Below are 15,997 nucleotides of genomic sequence, written 5' to 3' on the forward strand. Positions count from 1 at the left end.
GGATATCCAGGTGATGCGCACGCAGTAGCGCCGTAGGTTGGGCGGCCGACGCACGGATCGCAGACGTTTAATACCGGCACAAACAGGCGTCGCGTGCGTGCAATCGGTGACTAAGAGAGAGCGGAGAGCAGGAGTACGGCCACAGCACAGCCTGATGGCAGGCGGCAACCGGCGTCACCTGTGAGGAGGACCGCACCGACGGTGGGCGCTCAGTCACGGCCTGACATGTCCTGGCTTTCTTTGCGCGTTCTTAAGGCGACAACATCATTCGCGTCACTACAACTGCCGCGCTAGAACCGACTGTCCACATCATGACCTTGCCGCGCACGAAGGCCAGATCGTGCACGACCATTTATTTTGCGGTAGCGCGGCATTTTGTTGAGACTCGTCAGCTTCTCGAAAGCTCACGCTCATAGCTTGAGGAGATTGAGCTCGTTACGCGTCGCCGCCAATGGAAACAGATGCCGGAGTAACTGATGGTCGCAGCAATTGGTAGTGGAGGTGGCAACATCGGTGTTTCCTTGGCCCAAAAGGGCCATGGACATTCGAATGGACAGCCGCATCAAGGATCCACCGCGTCTTCTGGTCAGAGCAGGCCGGTTGGCGGGAGCGAACCGGCGGATCGTCCAACCATTTCTGACCAAGCTGCAGTTCAAAGCGAGTTCGAAAGCACTCTTCGTGCGGTTGCGCTGCAAATTGCGAGCGATGCCATGGATGAAGCGGAGGATGCTATGGCAGAAACTGAAGAGGATGCCTGACGTTGGATGGTCCGCGTCAGGACGTGCGTGCTGTTGGTGACGGCACGGTTTGAACAGAAAGGAAAACAACATGAGTAAAGTAGGTACTGCTACTAGTGCGGCTGGAACTGCCGCCTCAGGTGCTGTAGACGTAGCTACCAAAGCTGCTGGGGCTGCCGCGTTCCAGGCGCAACTCGCGGAGCTAACGGCGGTTAGCTTGGAGGCTACGGCTAGGAGTATACAGCTGCGCACTCTTACGACCAACCTCAACACAATCAAGAAGGCGGCCGACGAGCGCGTTCAGTAGTGTCGGAAGCGGGGCTCTAGAGTGGCCCCGAACGTGTCCCCAAGTGGCGCGATGTGGAACCAAGATAAGCCGCATGGCAATTGCCGTGCGGCTTATCTTCTTGTTCGGGAGATCATCCTTGAATGACGCCGTTTCCCTTCATTTCGAAGTTCTGTCGGGGCTCTATTGCGGACTGACCGGTAAGGCGGCTCTAGAAACGGGCTTGATCGGCAGTGGCCTCGATGCGGATATAATCTTCGTCGAGCAAGGACTCGCGCCGCATCATTTTCGTATCACTCTTCTTGGCAATTCGATCGAGGTCGAGGCGCTTGCAGCCGGCCTCAGGATGGAAGACAACAGGAATATTGCGGCAGGGGAGTGCGTTGTGGTGCCCCTTCCGGTCGTCATTCATGCAGGCGCGATGTCCATTCTCTGGTCAGTGCAGGATGCTGCGCCAGCCAGTGCGATCGGCATACCACGTCTTTCCATCTCCGTGCTTGCCTTGGTGTTACTCGGCTCTCTCGGGATCGGCGCGCTCTCGGCCATTTTCTCCTACTACGGCAACGCTGGGGCATTGAGCGCCAATTCACCTGGTGCCGACCTTGAGTCCAAGCTTAGCAATAACCGCGCTGACGATCAGACTAACGTGGCAGCGGCCAAAGACCTGCAACAGGAAGTCGACAAAGCGGGCCTGCTCAATATTAAGATCGGCTCCGCCAAGGGTGTTGTGACCGCTGAAGGGACCGTCACGTCTGCATCGGTCATCCGTTGGCAGAAGGTTCAGCAGTGGTTCGATCATCGCACGAAGGGCGCTCTAACACTGGTCAATGGAGTGGTCATCAAAGAGGAGAAGGCGCCATCCGCAATCGCCGTTGAAGCTGTTTGGCGTGGGCCCCTGCCGTATGTTGTAATCGCTGGTGAGAAGTATTTTGTCGGCGCCATTTTGGATGATGGGTGGATGGTCGATCGGATCGAGGACCGTCGTGTGCTGCTGAGCCGAAATGGCCGCCTTGCTGCTCTCCCGTATTAATGATTTCCAAGTTCGCAGGCCATATTAAGGAGAACGCCATGGTCAAGCTGCCCCACCTATCCTGTCGCCTCGCTATCGTGCGCTGCGTGAAGGCATCGTCGTCCCGAGGGACGAGTTACGGTGAATTGTGCTGCTCCGGCAGAACCGGAGCAGCTTGATCAAAGGCTAGCTGCTCCGGTTGTGGCTCGCTGCCCACGGTAGTTCTCGGGATATTCAGCTGCTGCGGCTTTTCGCGTATGCGTTCATCTCGAAGGTCATCGGCGGTGAGGCCCTTACGGTTCTGGACAGACTGGGTACACCTCCTGGCAAGCCGTCCTCGTGCCTGCCTCTCGTTCTCAAGCGCAAGCGATGCCCTCTGATGGGTCTTCGAAAGCTGCGTAGCAGCAGAGCAATTCTCAAACCATCATAGAGGGGCCTCGGATGGCCAACGTTTTGCGTAACTTCATCGAGCGTGCGCCGGCCAACCCGGACTTAATGGTCGCGTTGATGCTGCTTCTAGCCGTAGCTATGATGGTCATGCCAATCCCGATCATGGTGATCGACACGCTGATCGGATTCAATATGGGATTGGCCATACTGCTGTTATTGGTCGCCCTGTATGTCAGCACGCCACTCGATTTTTCGTCGTTGCCCGGCGTCATTTTGATATCCACGGTATTCCGTCTGGCGCTCACCATCGCAACGACGCGACTGATCCTGGCCGAGGGGGAGGCAGGTAGCATCATCCACACCTTCGGCGATTTCGTAATCTCAGGCAATATCGTCGTAGGTTTTGTCATATTTCTGGTCGTGACCATGGTGCAATTCATGGTCCTCGCGAAGGGCGCCGAACGTGTCGCAGAAGTGGCGGCGCGCTTCACGCTCGACGCTCTGCCGGGCAAGCAAATGGCGGTCGACGCAGAGTTACGCAACGGCCACATCGATGCCAACGAATCGCGCAGGCGGCGCGCCACATTGGAGAGGGAAAGCCAACTTTATGGCGCGATGGATGGCGCGATGAAATTTGTGAAGGGCGACGCCATTGCCGGGCTGGTGGTTATCTTCATCAACATGCTGGGTGGGATTTCGATCGGCCTGCTCTCGAAGGGCATGTCGTTCGGCGAGGTGCTGCATCACTATACTCTGCTGACGATAGGTGATGCGTTGATCTCGCAGATTCCGGCCCTGCTGCTCTCAATTACGGCGGCGACCATCGTCACTCGCGTAACTGGGGCTGCAAGTTCCAACCTTGGTACGGACATAGTCAAGCAACTCACCGCCAGTAAGCGAGCATTGCGGCTGGCGGCCTGCGTCTTGGTTGTGATGGGGTTCGTTCCTGGTTTCCCCCTGCCCGTCTTTCTGATCTTGGCCGCAGTCTTCGCCGCGGCAAGCCTTGTCAAGGGTGATGTGCCGGGCGCCGGCAAGGTCGATGCTGCAACTGCAGCGCCAGTAGAGAAGGAAACCGTCCCTGCAGAGGCATGTCCGATCGCCTTCTTCCTTGCGCCGAGCCTTACGCATGCGATCGACCAAGTTGAATTGCAACAGCACATTGCACGCGTTTCGCAACTAGTCTCAGCCGATCTCGGCATTGTCGTTCCGCGCATCCCAGTCGCGGTCGACCAGCAGCTGCCCGAGTCGCAATTCAGGATAGATGTCGAGGGCGTGCCAGTCGAACAGGATTTGATTAATCCGACACAGCTCACCCTCACAGACGATCTGGCGAGCATTGAATCGAGCGGCATCCCATTTCGGCATGATCCAGAAATGGACAAAATCTGGGTTGAACAAAGCCATGCGCCGGCTCTCAATGCCGCCGGCATCGGGCATCACCGTCCCAGCGAACGCCTCGCGTTGCGTATCCATGCGACCTTGACCCGCTATGCACCGCGATTGGTGGGCATCCAAGAAACCCGCCATTTGCTGGGTCGCATGGAGCAGGAATACGCTGATCTGGTGAAGGAGGTGCTGCGCACCACGCCAATCCCTCGGATTGCCGAAGTGCTGCGCCGCCTGCTGGATGAAGGTATCCCCATCCGCAATACCCGACTCGTCTTGGAGGCATTGGCCGAATGGAGCGAACGTGAGCAAAACGTCGCACTGCTCACGGAATACGTCCGTTCTGGCATGAAGCGGCAGATCTGTCACCGCTATGCCACACACGGAATCGTGCCCGCCTTCGTTATCGAACGTGAGACTGAGGATTTCATGCGCAGCGCCGTTCGGGATTCGGCTGCAGGCCCATATCTCGTGTTAGAGGATCGGCAAAGCGAAGCGCTGCTATCACAGGTGCGTCAAATCCTTTCCAACGCAGCACCGGGTCAGACCCTCCCTGTCGTATTGACTTCAATGGATGTCCGGCGTTTCGTCCGCGGTTTTCTAAGCCGAAACGGGATCGATCTTGCTGTTCTGTCTTATCAGGACCTCGCCTCCGACTTCACGATTCAGCCCGCCGGATCGATCAAGCTCCGACTGGAACCAATATTGGAACGTCACGGAAACCGCGCAATATCGGCGTTGCCGCCAACTGACAGCCAAAGCGCTCGATGATAGGGAAAACCAAGCATGAATTCACATGAGAATGCAGTCGCTGCGCCGTACTCAGTTCTCTTCGCAGTGCTCGCCATTCTGCCTCTCGCGGGTTGCACTAGCTGGAATAAGCCGGGTCTTTCAGTGAAGGAGACATCGCCACCAGAGTTGCTGGGCGCCAATAACATCGATCCGGCTATGCGCGAACGCATTTGGCGCGCAGTCAGTCAGGATTCTCAAGTGCAAGCTTTGCGGGATGATCTGAAGCAGCATCCGGACAATGTCGATGCGGCAATCCGTCTTACGAAGGCCTTGCTGGCGCAGGAACGCGCGCATGAGGCGCTTCAGGTACTCGACAGCGTCTTAGTTGCCGTCCCAGGAAATTTGCGTGCATTGAATGCGAAGGGAGTTGTCTTGGATAACGAGGGGCGGCATGACGCGGCACAAGCGCTATACCGCCAAGCTCTCGAAGCAGAGCCAGAGAATCAGATGTTGCACCATAATCTCGACCTGTCGCTAGCGTTTGACGGGAAGTCCAAACGGAGTGCGTTGGCACCATCGCGATAGAGGCATAGCGGGAGCGCTGTACGCGAGCTGTGACGGCATTGGACCTACACAAGCAGACACAGCAGGTATGCAGGCGGTATTACGTTAACTGGCGGTCAGCTTTTGGAGCATAGGGCGACGGTATGAACGGTTCGCCCGTTAGCTACATCGCCACGGCCGCCCGAGGTCATTGCTCACGCGGTCCGGCTTTATTCCGATTTCCGCTGAGCTTGGGTCTGGTTGACGAAATGCTGCTGGAGCGCGGCATTGTGGTCCCCTACGAGACAATCCGTCGTTGGGTCAGGAAGTTCCGGATCGAGTACATTCGACGACTGAGCAGGCGATGATCGACAAAGTATTTGAGACGGTATTGCAGCGCGGGGCGGCGGCTCTTGCATCGAAGCGGCAATCTGCTGCGGCGTCCCCGCCCTGGTGGTTATGCGGGGCGCATCTATGATGCGACATGGCGCGGCACAAGCGCTATCTTGGCAAGCTCTCGAAACAGAGACGTTGCACTCCGGGAAGTCGAGCGGAGTGCACTGGCACGATCGCGGGCGCGGCAGCCATGGTCGTTCCTGATCCTGCATGCTGCGGCCGAGCCGTCGGGCACATTCCATCCCCTTTGCTAGCCTCACGAGGCGTGCACGCGAGAGAGCGATGGCGCTGAGGCGAGCACCGCATGTGTTCGAGCGGGATGCCGGAACTGCACCTGATGTCGAGACGATCTCTTCCATGGCGGGGGCGCTTGTCGCGTGGTGGTAGCCGCCATCCGAATCGCGCGGCGGACCTGGAAGTGGTGCCGGAAGTTCGTCCGCCGGATCGACCAACGGCAGCCGAGCCTCATCCCATGATGAGCGGTCATGTTAAAGTCGGGTGCACCGTTGCAGCGGCGCCGGAATGGGCGAGGCGGGATCAATCCTTTGCCGCAGGTCAGATGGGGGGCTTGAGGCCAACGAGGTGGCGGCCGTCGAGATCGGCACGCCTGTCGCCGCCGGAACCGAGATCCGCCGGTTCGGTGGCGCACTCCGGGGGAGCGGATCCGGCAGCCCTGCGTGGGTCACTGTCTGGCGTGTGCGTTCCGGCAGGACTCACAGCCGACACTGTTATGGCCCCTCTGGTTGATCAAGGCTCGCAAATTGCCACCCTGCCATGAATTTCCTCATTGCTCTGACAACTGGCGCTTTCGAGAAGCCGACGAGTCGAAGGTCGTCGAAGGCCAATGAGGGCCGCGGTGATTTGGCCCTCTGGGCGGGGGCAACTGCGGTCGAGCATCCGGACGACAGACTGACTTCGCGGGCCGCGCGGTTCAGCACAAGCGTCAGCGGCTCGCCCGATTGCACAATTTACTCGTTGCCGTTCTCGCACCTCGCGCTCCGTGTTGTCGGGTTTGTCGCGTCCCAAACAGGGTGATGTTTCAGTCGGCGTGCCGCCGCACTCTCAGTTGAGCCATTGAATAGACATTCGGAACGGTTGTTCTGAGGCGCTTCCTGCGCGGGTTGGCATGACTCTTGAGGTTCTCATTGTGCGGCGGCACCTGCCGCGGACCGGCATCACGGATTCATCGTCCTATTTGAGCTCTAGAAAGGAGACAACAATGAGGGCGGATATGTCAGCTTACGGTTTGACCGAATTATCTCCAGAAGAAGCCTCTGCAATTTCGGGAGGGCTATTCTGGGGAGTAGTTTCATTTTCCAGGAAAGCCGAGGTTCGATCCGACGCTGACCCGTGGGCGGGGGGCTACGAGCCGGTGCCGGACCGAACCGTCTCAGGCAACGCCGCGTATCTCGTCAAACATTGGGGCATCGGCGCGGCTAAATTGTGGCGAAACCGTGTCACATTGTCACCAATCCCAACAGACACTCCCTCAACGTGACAGGACGTTTCGCAAACAGCGCGGCGCCCCCTACTGGCCGGGCTGAGGACGGCATCGAAAGGTTTACCGGCCGACGCTTCCAAAAACACTGATCCAGTCGTGCAAAAACGACAGACGAGGTAGACGTTTGATTCCGCATACCTGCCTGGCCAAGCAGTTCGCCGGCCTCACTGCCTGACCAGCATATCGCAATGTCCATTTTCTGGGGTTGAAATATATCCTTCAACGAAATTCACAGAGACTTAGCGCAAAAAAATTGTCTGCAATGATACGCTCGCCACAACATCCAAGTCCCTGGCGGAAAAACCCTGACTTGTTTCATATGTCCGGCCGCCGCGCAGCATTTAGTCTTCGATTGAGCGAATGCCAAGAAGAGATCTCATCCTGGTTGAAGGAGATGGAAGTGGCAATGTTTGCTTATGCTACCCGGATTGGTGCTGACCGATGATGACACTGGTCAGACGTCTGCGGACGGCAGCGCATCTTGATCGCCTTCGAATCCTGGGCCTTTGCGCGCATGCAGACCTAACTGTCTGCCAGCTGGCCGAGATTATGGGTCTGCGTCGCGAACACGTTCTGCGACACCTTAGGCTGCTCGCCAGAGCCGATTTTCTTTGGTGCGACGATCAACGTCGCTCCTACTATCTGAAAGCAGGAGGCAAGGACGGCGGGCTGGTTCAATTCTTGGTCGATCTCCTGCCCCCCAACCATGGCCATCATAAACGAGACCTACAACGCCTCGAAGCGACGATGCAAGACGCTCGGGCGAAGGGGACCTCCTGCTTAATCGTCGAGACAGACCAACCCAAAAAAGCGGAGCGCGAAACTATCATGGACAACTCCGCCGACGGCGCCATCGCGCAGCCCGACACCTACGGACGGTCTCCCTTGGCCGCGGTCGATTGCCGCGTTCACGAACTGCTTCTAAGACAGGAGCGGCAGGAGCGCACGACGCTCAAACTGATCGCTTCTGAGAACTTCGCCTCTTCGGCCGTGCTGGAAGCGGCCGGCTCGATTTTCACGAACAAGTACGCCGAGGGATACCCCGGTGCGCGCTACTACGCGGGAAACGAGATCGTCGATGAGCTTGAGAACCTCGCCATTGAGCGCTTGAAAACACTATTTGGCAGCGAACACGCCAACGTCCAGCCTTATTCCGGCTCGCCGGCCAATCAGGCTGTCTATCGCGCGCTTTTGAGCCCGGGCGACAAGGTGATGGGCTTGTCTCTCCCCGGTGGGGGTCATCTGACACATGGATGGGCCGTCAACTTCTCCGGCGCTGATTACAAACGCGTCCCCTATGGGCTGCACGAAAAGACGCAGCAGATTGACTATCACCGCTTGCGCGAGACGGCCAAGCGGGAACGGCCGAAACTCATTTGGGTCGGCGGAACGGCTTATCCGCGTGTTTTTGACTATGCGGCAATGGCCGAAATCGCTTCGGAGGTGAACTCCTATCTGGTGGCCGACATCGCACACATCAGTGGCCTGATTGTCGCAGGAGCGCACCCGAACCCCGTCGGCCATTGCGACGTCGTCAGCAGCACGTCTCACAAGTCAATCCGCGGTCCCCGCGGGGGCTTCATTTTGTCAAGGAATGAAGATCGCTACCAGGCGCTCTATCATCCGAAAAGCAAACACAATCTCGCCAAACGTATAGACCGTGCGGTGTTCCCTCTCCTGCAGGGCGGACCGCATATGAATATCATCGCCGCTCTAGCTGTCACTTTGCAGGAAGCCGCGAACCCGTCCTTCCGTGTCTACGGTCAGCAGATCGTCAAGAATGCCAAGGCGCTGGCCCAGGCGCTTCTGGAGCGAGGGTATGACCTGGTCACCGGGGGGACTGACAATCACATGCTGATCCTTGATATGCGCGATCGACCACTGTCAGGCAAAGCCTATGCGGAGCGATTGGCAAAGGCAGGCATCATTACGAATTTTAACATGGTGCCGGGCGACCCGCGCCATCCGGCGGTCACAAGCGGAATTCGCCTGGGGTCGCCAGCAATGACGTCCATGGGCATGCGCGAGGCGGAAATGGTGCAGATTGCCGCCTTCATCGACCTGGTCTGCCGCCAGCCCAATGATCCGGATGTCCATGCCAGGGTGCGGAGAGAGGTCGCCGACTTCTGCGCTGCGTTCGAGGTCCCTGGCATCACCGACAGGTAAGGCGGGCAAATCGAAGGTTGCCACCTAACTCCAACATCTGAAGCGAGGACATTCAATGACTAGGCAGTTCGTATTCTCTTCCGAATCCGTCGGCGCGGGACACCCGGATAAGATGGCCGACAACATCTCGGATGCCATCCTGGATGCGATCCTCCGCACCGATCCGAAGGCGCGCGTCGCGTGCGAAGCGTTGGTGAAAACAGGGATGGTCGTTCTGGCTGGCGAGATCACTAGCGATGCGCAGGTCGATTACAGCCAAGTTGCCCGCGAGACGATACTCGATATTGGATACGATGACGATGCCATCGGCTTTGATGGTCGCCGTTGCGCCGTCGTTCTGGCTCTCACCGAGCAGTCGCCCGACATTAGCCAGGGCGTTGACGAGGGACGAGGGCAGGATCTCGACCAGGGAGCGGGGGACCAGGGCCTCATGTTTGGCTTCGCATGCAGCGAGACCGATACACTCATGCCTTTGCCGATCCAACTCGCCCACAGTCTGACGAAAAGGCAGGCGGAGGTGCGGAAGGCGGGACAGCTTGGCTGGCTGCGCCCGGACGTAAAATCTCAAGTGTCCGTCCGCTATGAAGGTTTGCGCCCGGTGGCGCTGGATACCATAGTCCTGTCGACGCAGCATGCGGAGGAAGTCTCACAAGAAACGGTCCGCGAAGGCGTCATCGAGGAGATCATAAAGCCGGTCCTGCCTCCCAACTTGGACACGACGGGGATCAGGTTCCTGGTCAATCCAACCGGCCGGTTCGTGGTCGGTGGGCCACGCGGCGACTGCGGGCTCACCGGACGCAAGATCATCGTCGATTCCTACGGTGGGATGGGTCGTCACGGCGGCGGCGCCTTCTCGGGCAAGGACCCATCCAAGGTTGACCGCTCGGCCGCCTATGCCGCGCGGTACGTCGCAAAGAATGTCGTTGCCAGCGGCCTTGCGGAGGTCTGCGAGGTTCAGCTTGCCTACGCAATCGGCGTGGCTGCCCCGGTGTCTATCCTCGTCAACACTTTCGGGACCGCAAAGATCGAGGAAAAAAGATCGAGCACCTTATTCTCGATCTTTTCGATCTCCGACCGAAAGGCATCATCAAGATGCTTGATCTCTTGCGCCCGATTTACCGCAAGACCGCGACATACGGACACTTCGGCCGTGAAGAGCCTGAGTTCACATGGGAGAAGACGGACAGAGCTGACGACTTGCTGCGTGAGGCAGGACCGGCAGCTGCGTGAGGCGCCGATGTTGGATCCAGCTACATGCGGCAACCCATTCCAACTCCCGAGACCCGCGCCCGGCCGGCATGGCAGAAGGCCAGCGGACCGTTGAGCGGAGACTTTGATGCCGGAATATGACGTGCTTTGCATCGGCAATGCCATTGTCGACATCATCGCCCAGTGCGACGAGGAATTCCTCGAGACCAACGGCATCATCAAGGGCGCGATGAACCTCATCGACACCCAGCGCGCCGAATTGCTCTACAGCCGCATGGGGCCGGCGATCGAGGCCTCCGGCGGCAGCGCCGGCAACACGGCGGCGGGTGTCGCCAGCTTCGGCGGTCGCGCCGCCTTCTTCGGCAAGGTGTCGAATGATCCGCTCGGCGAAATCTACGCCCACGACATCCATGCGCAGGGCGTCGCCTTCGACACCAGGCCGCTCAAGGGCCTGCCGCCGACGGCGCGCTCGATGATCTTCGTCACCCCCGACGGCGAACGCTCTATGAACACCTATCTCGGCGCCTGCGTCGAGCTAGGGCCGGAAGATGTCGAGGCCGACAAGGCTTCCGGCGCCAAGGTCACCTATTTCGAGGGCTATCTGTGGGATCCGCCACGCGCCAAGGAAGCGATCCGGCAGACAGCGAGGCTGGCGCACGCGGCGGGCCGCGAGGTGTCGATGACGCTTTCGGATTCGTTCTGCGTCGACCGCTACCGCGACGAGTTCCTCGACCTGATGCGTTCGGGCACCGTCGATATCGTTTTTGCCAACAGCCACGAGATCAAGTCGCTCTACCAGACATCGTCGTTCGACGAGGCGCTGGCGCAGATCCGCAAGGATTGCAAGATCGCCGCCGTCACCCGCTCGGAAAAGGGCTCGGTCATCGTGCGCGGCGACGAGATCGTGGTCATCCAGGCGACGGCGATCAAGGAACTGGTCGACACGACAGGCGCCGGCGACCTCTATGCCGCCGGTTTCCTGCATGGCTACACGCAAGGACGCGACCTCAAGACCTGCGGCGATCTTGGCTCACTGGCGGCCGGATTGGTGATCCAGCAGATCGGCCCGCGCCCGCGCCAGAACCTGCGCCGCGAGGCCGAGCAGGCGGGACTCGTCCATCCGCACGTTCCAATCGCTGGCTCTCGCCTTCCCGTTGAGAAGGCTGTCCAGGGACCGCGGGTAAATTGAAACCCCACGATCCCCGATAGGCGGCGGCTTTCCGTCTGCGTCCAGATCAGCAGAGGGATAATATCTGGGTTCCATCGTGTCTTCGCGGCGGCAGAGCCAAGCCTCGTCTCAATCGGATTTAGGCAGAGAGTTGCTGCTGGGCAAAGCGAAACCTTGGCGCCGGAGCCGTGCTTCAGTTCTCCTTTGGCACCACCGTGCCAGATTCTGGCCGGGCGGTTTAAAACACCCACAGAAATCGCGCACCGATCCCTCGCGGTCGACCTGTTCTTCCTTTTTGAATAGTTAGGACCGACACAGGGCAGTTCGCGAGATAGCTGCGTCTCGGCGCTACGCCCTTCAGCTAGCCCGCCTTAGCCCTTTGCGCCTTCTCGGCCGCGGGTCTCAAATGGGCAAGTGCTGCGCATGGCTCCCTCATAAGCGGATCGTACGAGACAGATCTCGGCGCCCCCTTCAAGAATTCGTCGCGCATGTCGACCGCAACGGCTGCCTATCATCGCCTCGTTGCTCCCTCCGCCGTCTTTTCCCGTCGAGGCCTCATCGATCGTATTGCCGTACCATCTGTGTTGATGCCGTAGCCTTGCCGAAAGCTCCATGCCATACGGATGTTGGCGCAGGCGTCCGCCAGGTCGGGCTTCAGCTCCAAGGAAGCACCTACCCCATCCGAATACCGCGTGGCAGGGACGCGCATGACGGCCGTGCCGATATACTGCCCGGACAAAGCGATGGCTTGATCAAGGTGTGGTTGTCCGGGGGGAACCAGCATGACCCGATTGCCGGATCAAAGGTAATGGCAAGCGGATCGGGCTCAATGAACTCGCGACGATCTCCGGCGCCAAACCTGGATCGCCGTGCGGCTGAATAGGGCAGCGTAGAGCATAGGTAGCTCATAATCAAGGTTTGAGACAGGAGCGGCAGCCGACGAGCCGCGCCAGGCGATCGTGCTGGAGTTCTGGATGGTACGCTGGCGGTGTCAGCGGTCACCAGCCATGCCGGCGGGGATGACGGCGTGGGCAATGCAGTTGACGATGAGTTGCTCGTCTTAAACCAAGACGTCGCGTCCAACCAAGTTCACGATGAGCCTCACTGCTTGAGTCTTCCGCAATGCCCAACGAGCGCGCGCAGGAGACCGATCAGGCGCTTACGGATGCAGTCGTTGTCGGATTTCCGACGATGTCGGACATGAGACACAGCGCCATCAGCGTGATCGCATTGTTCTGAAACGATGTTTCTAGTTGGCACGACACATGCAGTCCTATCCGCAATGGCACTGCCGCGCCGCACCGACAGAGAAGAACCCACCTGATGATTACGCTTTTCGAACATGCGGTCGCCGCCGCGAACACTGAGCGTTCCCGAGCCCACGAAAGCCATTGCGCCTTCATTCCTCTGGTTATCCCGACATGACCGAATTCGATTTCCGCCCCACACTGAACGCTCCCGACGATGATCCCTACCTTTGGCTCGAAGATGTGGAAGGCGAACGGGCCCTTGACTGGACCGCCAGCCAGTCGGCAAGGACGCTGAAGCACTGCGGGGGAACGCGGTTCGAGCGCGACCGCGCGGCCCTGACAGCGATTTTCGACCGTCCCGACAAGATTCCCCTGATTACGCGCCGCGGTCAGTACCTCTACAATTTCTGGCAAGATGCCGGAAATCCGCGCGGACTGTGGCGCCGGACCACCCTTGCCGCCTACATGAAGGCGGATCCCCAGTGGGAGCTACTGCTCGATCTGGATGCCCTCGCGGCTAGCGACGGAGAAGACTGGGTCTGGGGCGGCGCGTCGATCGAGCCGCAGAGACGCGAAAAGGCCGTTCTGCGCCTGTCGCGCGGTGGCAGCGACGCGGTCGTACATCGCGAATTCGACCTGATGTCTCTGAGCATTGTCGCTGACGGTTTCAATCTCCCGGAGGCCAAGGGCTCCATTGATTGGCTCGACCCTGACACGCTTCTGCTTTCCAGTGCGCTTGGTGATGGCATGGCCACCCGCTCCGGCTACGCGCGCACCGTGCGGCTGTGGAAGCGTGGCGCGGATCCCCTCACCGCGCCGGTAATCTTCGAGACCGGTTCCGAAACCCTCGGCGTGTCTGGCTATCTGGACCGCACCACCGAGAGCGAGCGCCTTTGGTTCATTGAGAATACTGGCTTCTTCGAGCAGATAGTCCGAACCGGCGACAAGAGCGGGCCGAAGATTGAAATCGACCTTCCTCGGGACGCCTGGTGGGATGGCTTCGGCGACTGGCTGGCGGTAAAGCCGCGCAGAGCATGGACGGTTGCCGGGACGACCTATGACGCCGACGCGCTGATTGGCATCTCGCTTTCCTCCTTTCTGGCCGGCGAGCGCGGATTTAGTACCCTGTTTGAACCAGCCGAAAGGCGTTCCCTGCAGTCATTCTTCTGGAATGAGGGGAAACTCGTCAGCTCCTACTTCAGCAACCTCGTTCCGCGATTCGAGATGTTCACCCCCGGTCCCCAGGAATGGACGCGCCGAACCCTGGACACCGTGCCCGGCGCGAACAATGTCCAACTCTGGTCACTCGACGCAGAAGGTCACGAAACCAATGGAGAGGTCTTGGTCTGGACTCAGGATCCGATTACGCCGCCGCAGCTTTCCCTATTCGATCTCAATGCCGCGCCGCCTCTCAGCGCTTCACTAATCCTGAAGCGCAACCCGGAGAATTTCGACGCATCCGCACTGGTGGTCACGCGCCACGAGGCGGTCTCGATCGATGGTGAGATGATCCCCTATACGCAGGTCGGCCCGGCGAACGGAAACGGGGATGCCCCGGTTCACCTTACCGCCTATGGCGGGTTCGGCATATCGCGCCTGCCCCACTACAACTCCTCGATCGGCAAGCTGTGGCTCGAACGCGGCGGCACGTGCGTGGTGGCGAACATACGGGGCGGCGGCGAGTTCGGCACCCGCTGGCACGAGGCGGGGCGCAGGGAGGGCAAGCGCCTCACCCACGACGATTTCGCCGCCGTTGCCGCCGACCTGGTGCGAAGGGGCATTACGCGGCCGTGGCGGATTGCCGCCGAGGGCGCCTCAAATGGCGGCCTCCTGATCGCCAACATGCTTACCCGCTATCCTGAGCATTTCGGCGCGCTGTTCTGCACAATCCCGCTTATCGACATGCGCCGCTACACCAAGCTTTTGGCGGGCGCGAGCTGGATTGACGAATATGGCGATCCCGACAAGCCGGACGATTGGACTTTCCTGAAAGAAATCTCCGCCTATCACGCGGCGATACCCGGAGAGCCCTATCCGCCTATCCTACTCGCCACCACGAAACGCGACGACCGCGTCCACCCAGGCCACGCCCGCAAGATGGCTGCAAAGCTGCAGGCTCTTGGATATCCCGCTTACTTTTACGAGCCCAGCGCGGGCGGGCACGGCTACGGCAAGGACAATCGCGAGCGGGCCGCATTCATTGCCCTGGGCAACAATTTCCTTCGCAGTGCGATCGGTTGGCAAGCCGATAGCGGTCGATAGGTAGGCGCAACCCAGAGGATGACTACGTTTCAAATAAAGTTAGCACATGTCGATGATTGCGGAAGCGTGCAAATAATGTCGGCATAGTCTCATGCAGAATGAGCATGAGGCTCCATCAATATAAGTTAATCCGAGGAGACTCTTAGTAGTGCAGTTCATCATTTCTGAAGGCAAAGGAAAGAATATCATGGCGAGAAAGCGAATGGGCGTGGCGCGGGGAGTAACAGCGGCCGGCGTTCTGATGATGGTGGGACAGCAGGCCGTCGCGGCGGAGCCTCCGGTAGCCGCAAGCGTCCCGCAGGCAGGGGTCTCGGTCACGGAAGCGCCAAGCCCTTGGCAGATCCGCCTGCGTGGGTTGGGGGTCATCACTGAGGATTCGGGCTACGTCAACGGAGTGCCCGGCTCCGGGCTTTCCTATTCGGACACCGTGATCCCGGAACTCGATATCTCGTATTTCTTCACGGACAACATCGCCGCCGAACTGATCCTCGGCACCACCTATGCCAACATCGACGGCCAAGGAACGCTCGGCGGGCTGGGCAATATCGGCAAGGTTTGGCTGCTGCCGCCCACGCTCACAGTGCAGTATCATTTTACCGATTTCGGCGCCTTCAAGCCCTATGTCGGTGCCGGCGTGAACTACACGATCTTCTATAACCAGCATGCCGGCAGCGCCGATGCTCTCAAGGTTAAGAACACGTTCGGCACCGCGCTGCAGGTCGGGTTCGACTACATGGTGGATCAACACTGGGGCGTCAACTTCGACGTGAAGAAGCTTTTCCTGAAGCCAGACTTCGACGTCACCGTGGCCGGGGCGAAGCTGACGGGCAAGGCCGAGCTCGATCCATGGTTGATAGGCGCAGGTGTCACTTACCGCTTCTGATACGGAAGGCGAAGGTGGCTCTCCGACAGCCGATCTGACATTAAGGGCGCCTCGTGCGCCCTTTTGCCGTCGGCCCGCC

8 protein-coding genes and 3 pseudogenes are annotated in these 15,997 nt (G+C 59.4%); 10 read left to right on the forward strand and 1 reads right to left on the reverse strand.

Annotation, left to right across the window (positions count from 1 at the left end; all coding sequences use genetic code 11):
- The first annotated feature begins 476 nt into the window (after window positions 1–476).
- The 8 genes and pseudogenes from AC56QX_RS39185 to AC56QX_RS39220 all read left to right on the forward strand — a co-directional run.
- A complete protein-coding gene (locus tag AC56QX_RS39185) occupies window positions 477–758 on the forward strand; it encodes a nodulation protein NopC (protein WP_475461261.1) in 282 nt (93 codons plus the stop codon).
- Between the two features lie 404 nt (window positions 759–1,162).
- Window positions 1,163–2,053, forward strand: coding sequence for a SctD/MshK family protein (locus AC56QX_RS39190; RefSeq protein WP_497118887.1), 891 nt, complete (start codon window positions 1,163–1,165; stop codon window positions 2,051–2,053).
- Window positions 2,054–2,473: 420 nt separating this feature from the next.
- The gene (gene sctV, locus AC56QX_RS39195) at window positions 2,474–4,579 is read left to right on the forward strand and encodes a type III secretion system export apparatus subunit SctV (RefSeq protein ID WP_497118615.1); all 2,106 of its coding nucleotides are present in this window, start codon (window positions 2,474–2,476) and stop codon (window positions 4,577–4,579) included.
- A 15-nt stretch (window positions 4,580–4,594) separates the two neighbouring features.
- The gene (locus tag AC56QX_RS39200) at window positions 4,595–5,125 is read left to right on the forward strand and encodes a tetratricopeptide repeat protein (protein ID WP_475461266.1); all 531 of its coding nucleotides are present in this window, start codon (window positions 4,595–4,597) and stop codon (window positions 5,123–5,125) included.
- Between the two features lie 168 nt (window positions 5,126–5,293).
- A pseudogene (locus AC56QX_RS39205) lies at window positions 5,294–5,448 on the forward strand (IS6 family transposase); the annotation flags it as partial.
- Window positions 5,449–7,808: 2,360 nt separating this feature from the next.
- The gene (gene glyA / locus AC56QX_RS39210) at window positions 7,809–9,146 is read left to right on the forward strand and encodes a serine hydroxymethyltransferase (RefSeq protein WP_497118888.1); all 1,338 of its coding nucleotides are present in this window, start codon (window positions 7,809–7,811) and stop codon (window positions 9,144–9,146) included.
- A 55-nt stretch (window positions 9,147–9,201) separates the two neighbouring features.
- Window positions 9,202–10,376: pseudogene (gene metK / locus AC56QX_RS39215) on the forward strand (methionine adenosyltransferase).
- Between the two features lie 106 nt (window positions 10,377–10,482).
- A pseudogene (locus AC56QX_RS39220) lies at window positions 10,483–11,472 on the forward strand (adenosine kinase); the annotation flags it as partial.
- 562 nt (window positions 11,473–12,034) lie between these two features.
- Here the strand turns inward: AC56QX_RS39220 and AC56QX_RS39225 are convergent.
- On the reverse strand, window positions 12,035–12,307 hold the full coding sequence (locus tag AC56QX_RS39225; RefSeq protein ID WP_183455267.1) for a lysozyme family protein: 273 nt from the start codon (window positions 12,305–12,307) through the stop codon (window positions 12,035–12,037).
- A gap of 637 nt (window positions 12,308–12,944) precedes the next feature.
- On the opposite strand from AC56QX_RS39225, the gene AC56QX_RS39230 reads away from it, so the two are divergent.
- Both AC56QX_RS39230 and AC56QX_RS39235 read left to right on the forward strand, forming a co-directional pair.
- A complete protein-coding gene (locus tag AC56QX_RS39230; protein ID WP_497118616.1) occupies window positions 12,945–15,035 on the forward strand; it encodes a prolyl oligopeptidase family serine peptidase in 2,091 nt (696 codons plus the stop codon).
- A 187-nt stretch (window positions 15,036–15,222) separates the two neighbouring features.
- Complete coding sequence (locus tag AC56QX_RS39235; protein ID WP_497118889.1) at window positions 15,223–15,918, forward strand: OmpW/AlkL family protein; 696 nt, start codon at window positions 15,223–15,225, stop codon at window positions 15,916–15,918.
- The last annotated feature ends 79 nt before the right edge of the window (window positions 15,919–15,997 follow it).

The organism is Mesorhizobium sp. RCAM 06353, assembly GCF_059683585.1.

Coding starts and splice junctions, on each gene's coding strand:
- AC56QX_RS39185 (WP_475461261.1), top strand. CDS start 477: ATGGTCGCAGCAATTGGTAGTGGAGGTGGCAACATCGGTGTTTCCTTG.
- AC56QX_RS39235 (WP_497118889.1), top strand. CDS start 15,223: ATGGCGAGAAAGCGAATGGGCGTGGCGCGGGGAGTAACAGCGGCCGGC.
- sctV (WP_497118615.1), top strand. CDS start 2,474: ATGGCCAACGTTTTGCGTAACTTCATCGAGCGTGCGCCGGCCAACCCG.
- glyA (WP_497118888.1), top strand. CDS start 7,809: ATGGACAACTCCGCCGACGGCGCCATCGCGCAGCCCGACACCTACGGA.
- AC56QX_RS39230 (WP_497118616.1), top strand. CDS start 12,945: ATGACCGAATTCGATTTCCGCCCCACACTGAACGCTCCCGACGATGAT.
- AC56QX_RS39200 (WP_475461266.1), top strand. CDS start 4,595: ATGAATTCACATGAGAATGCAGTCGCTGCGCCGTACTCAGTTCTCTTC.
- AC56QX_RS39225 (WP_183455267.1), bottom strand. CDS start 12,307: ATGCTGGTTCCCCCCGGACAACCACACCTTGATCAAGCCATCGCTTTG.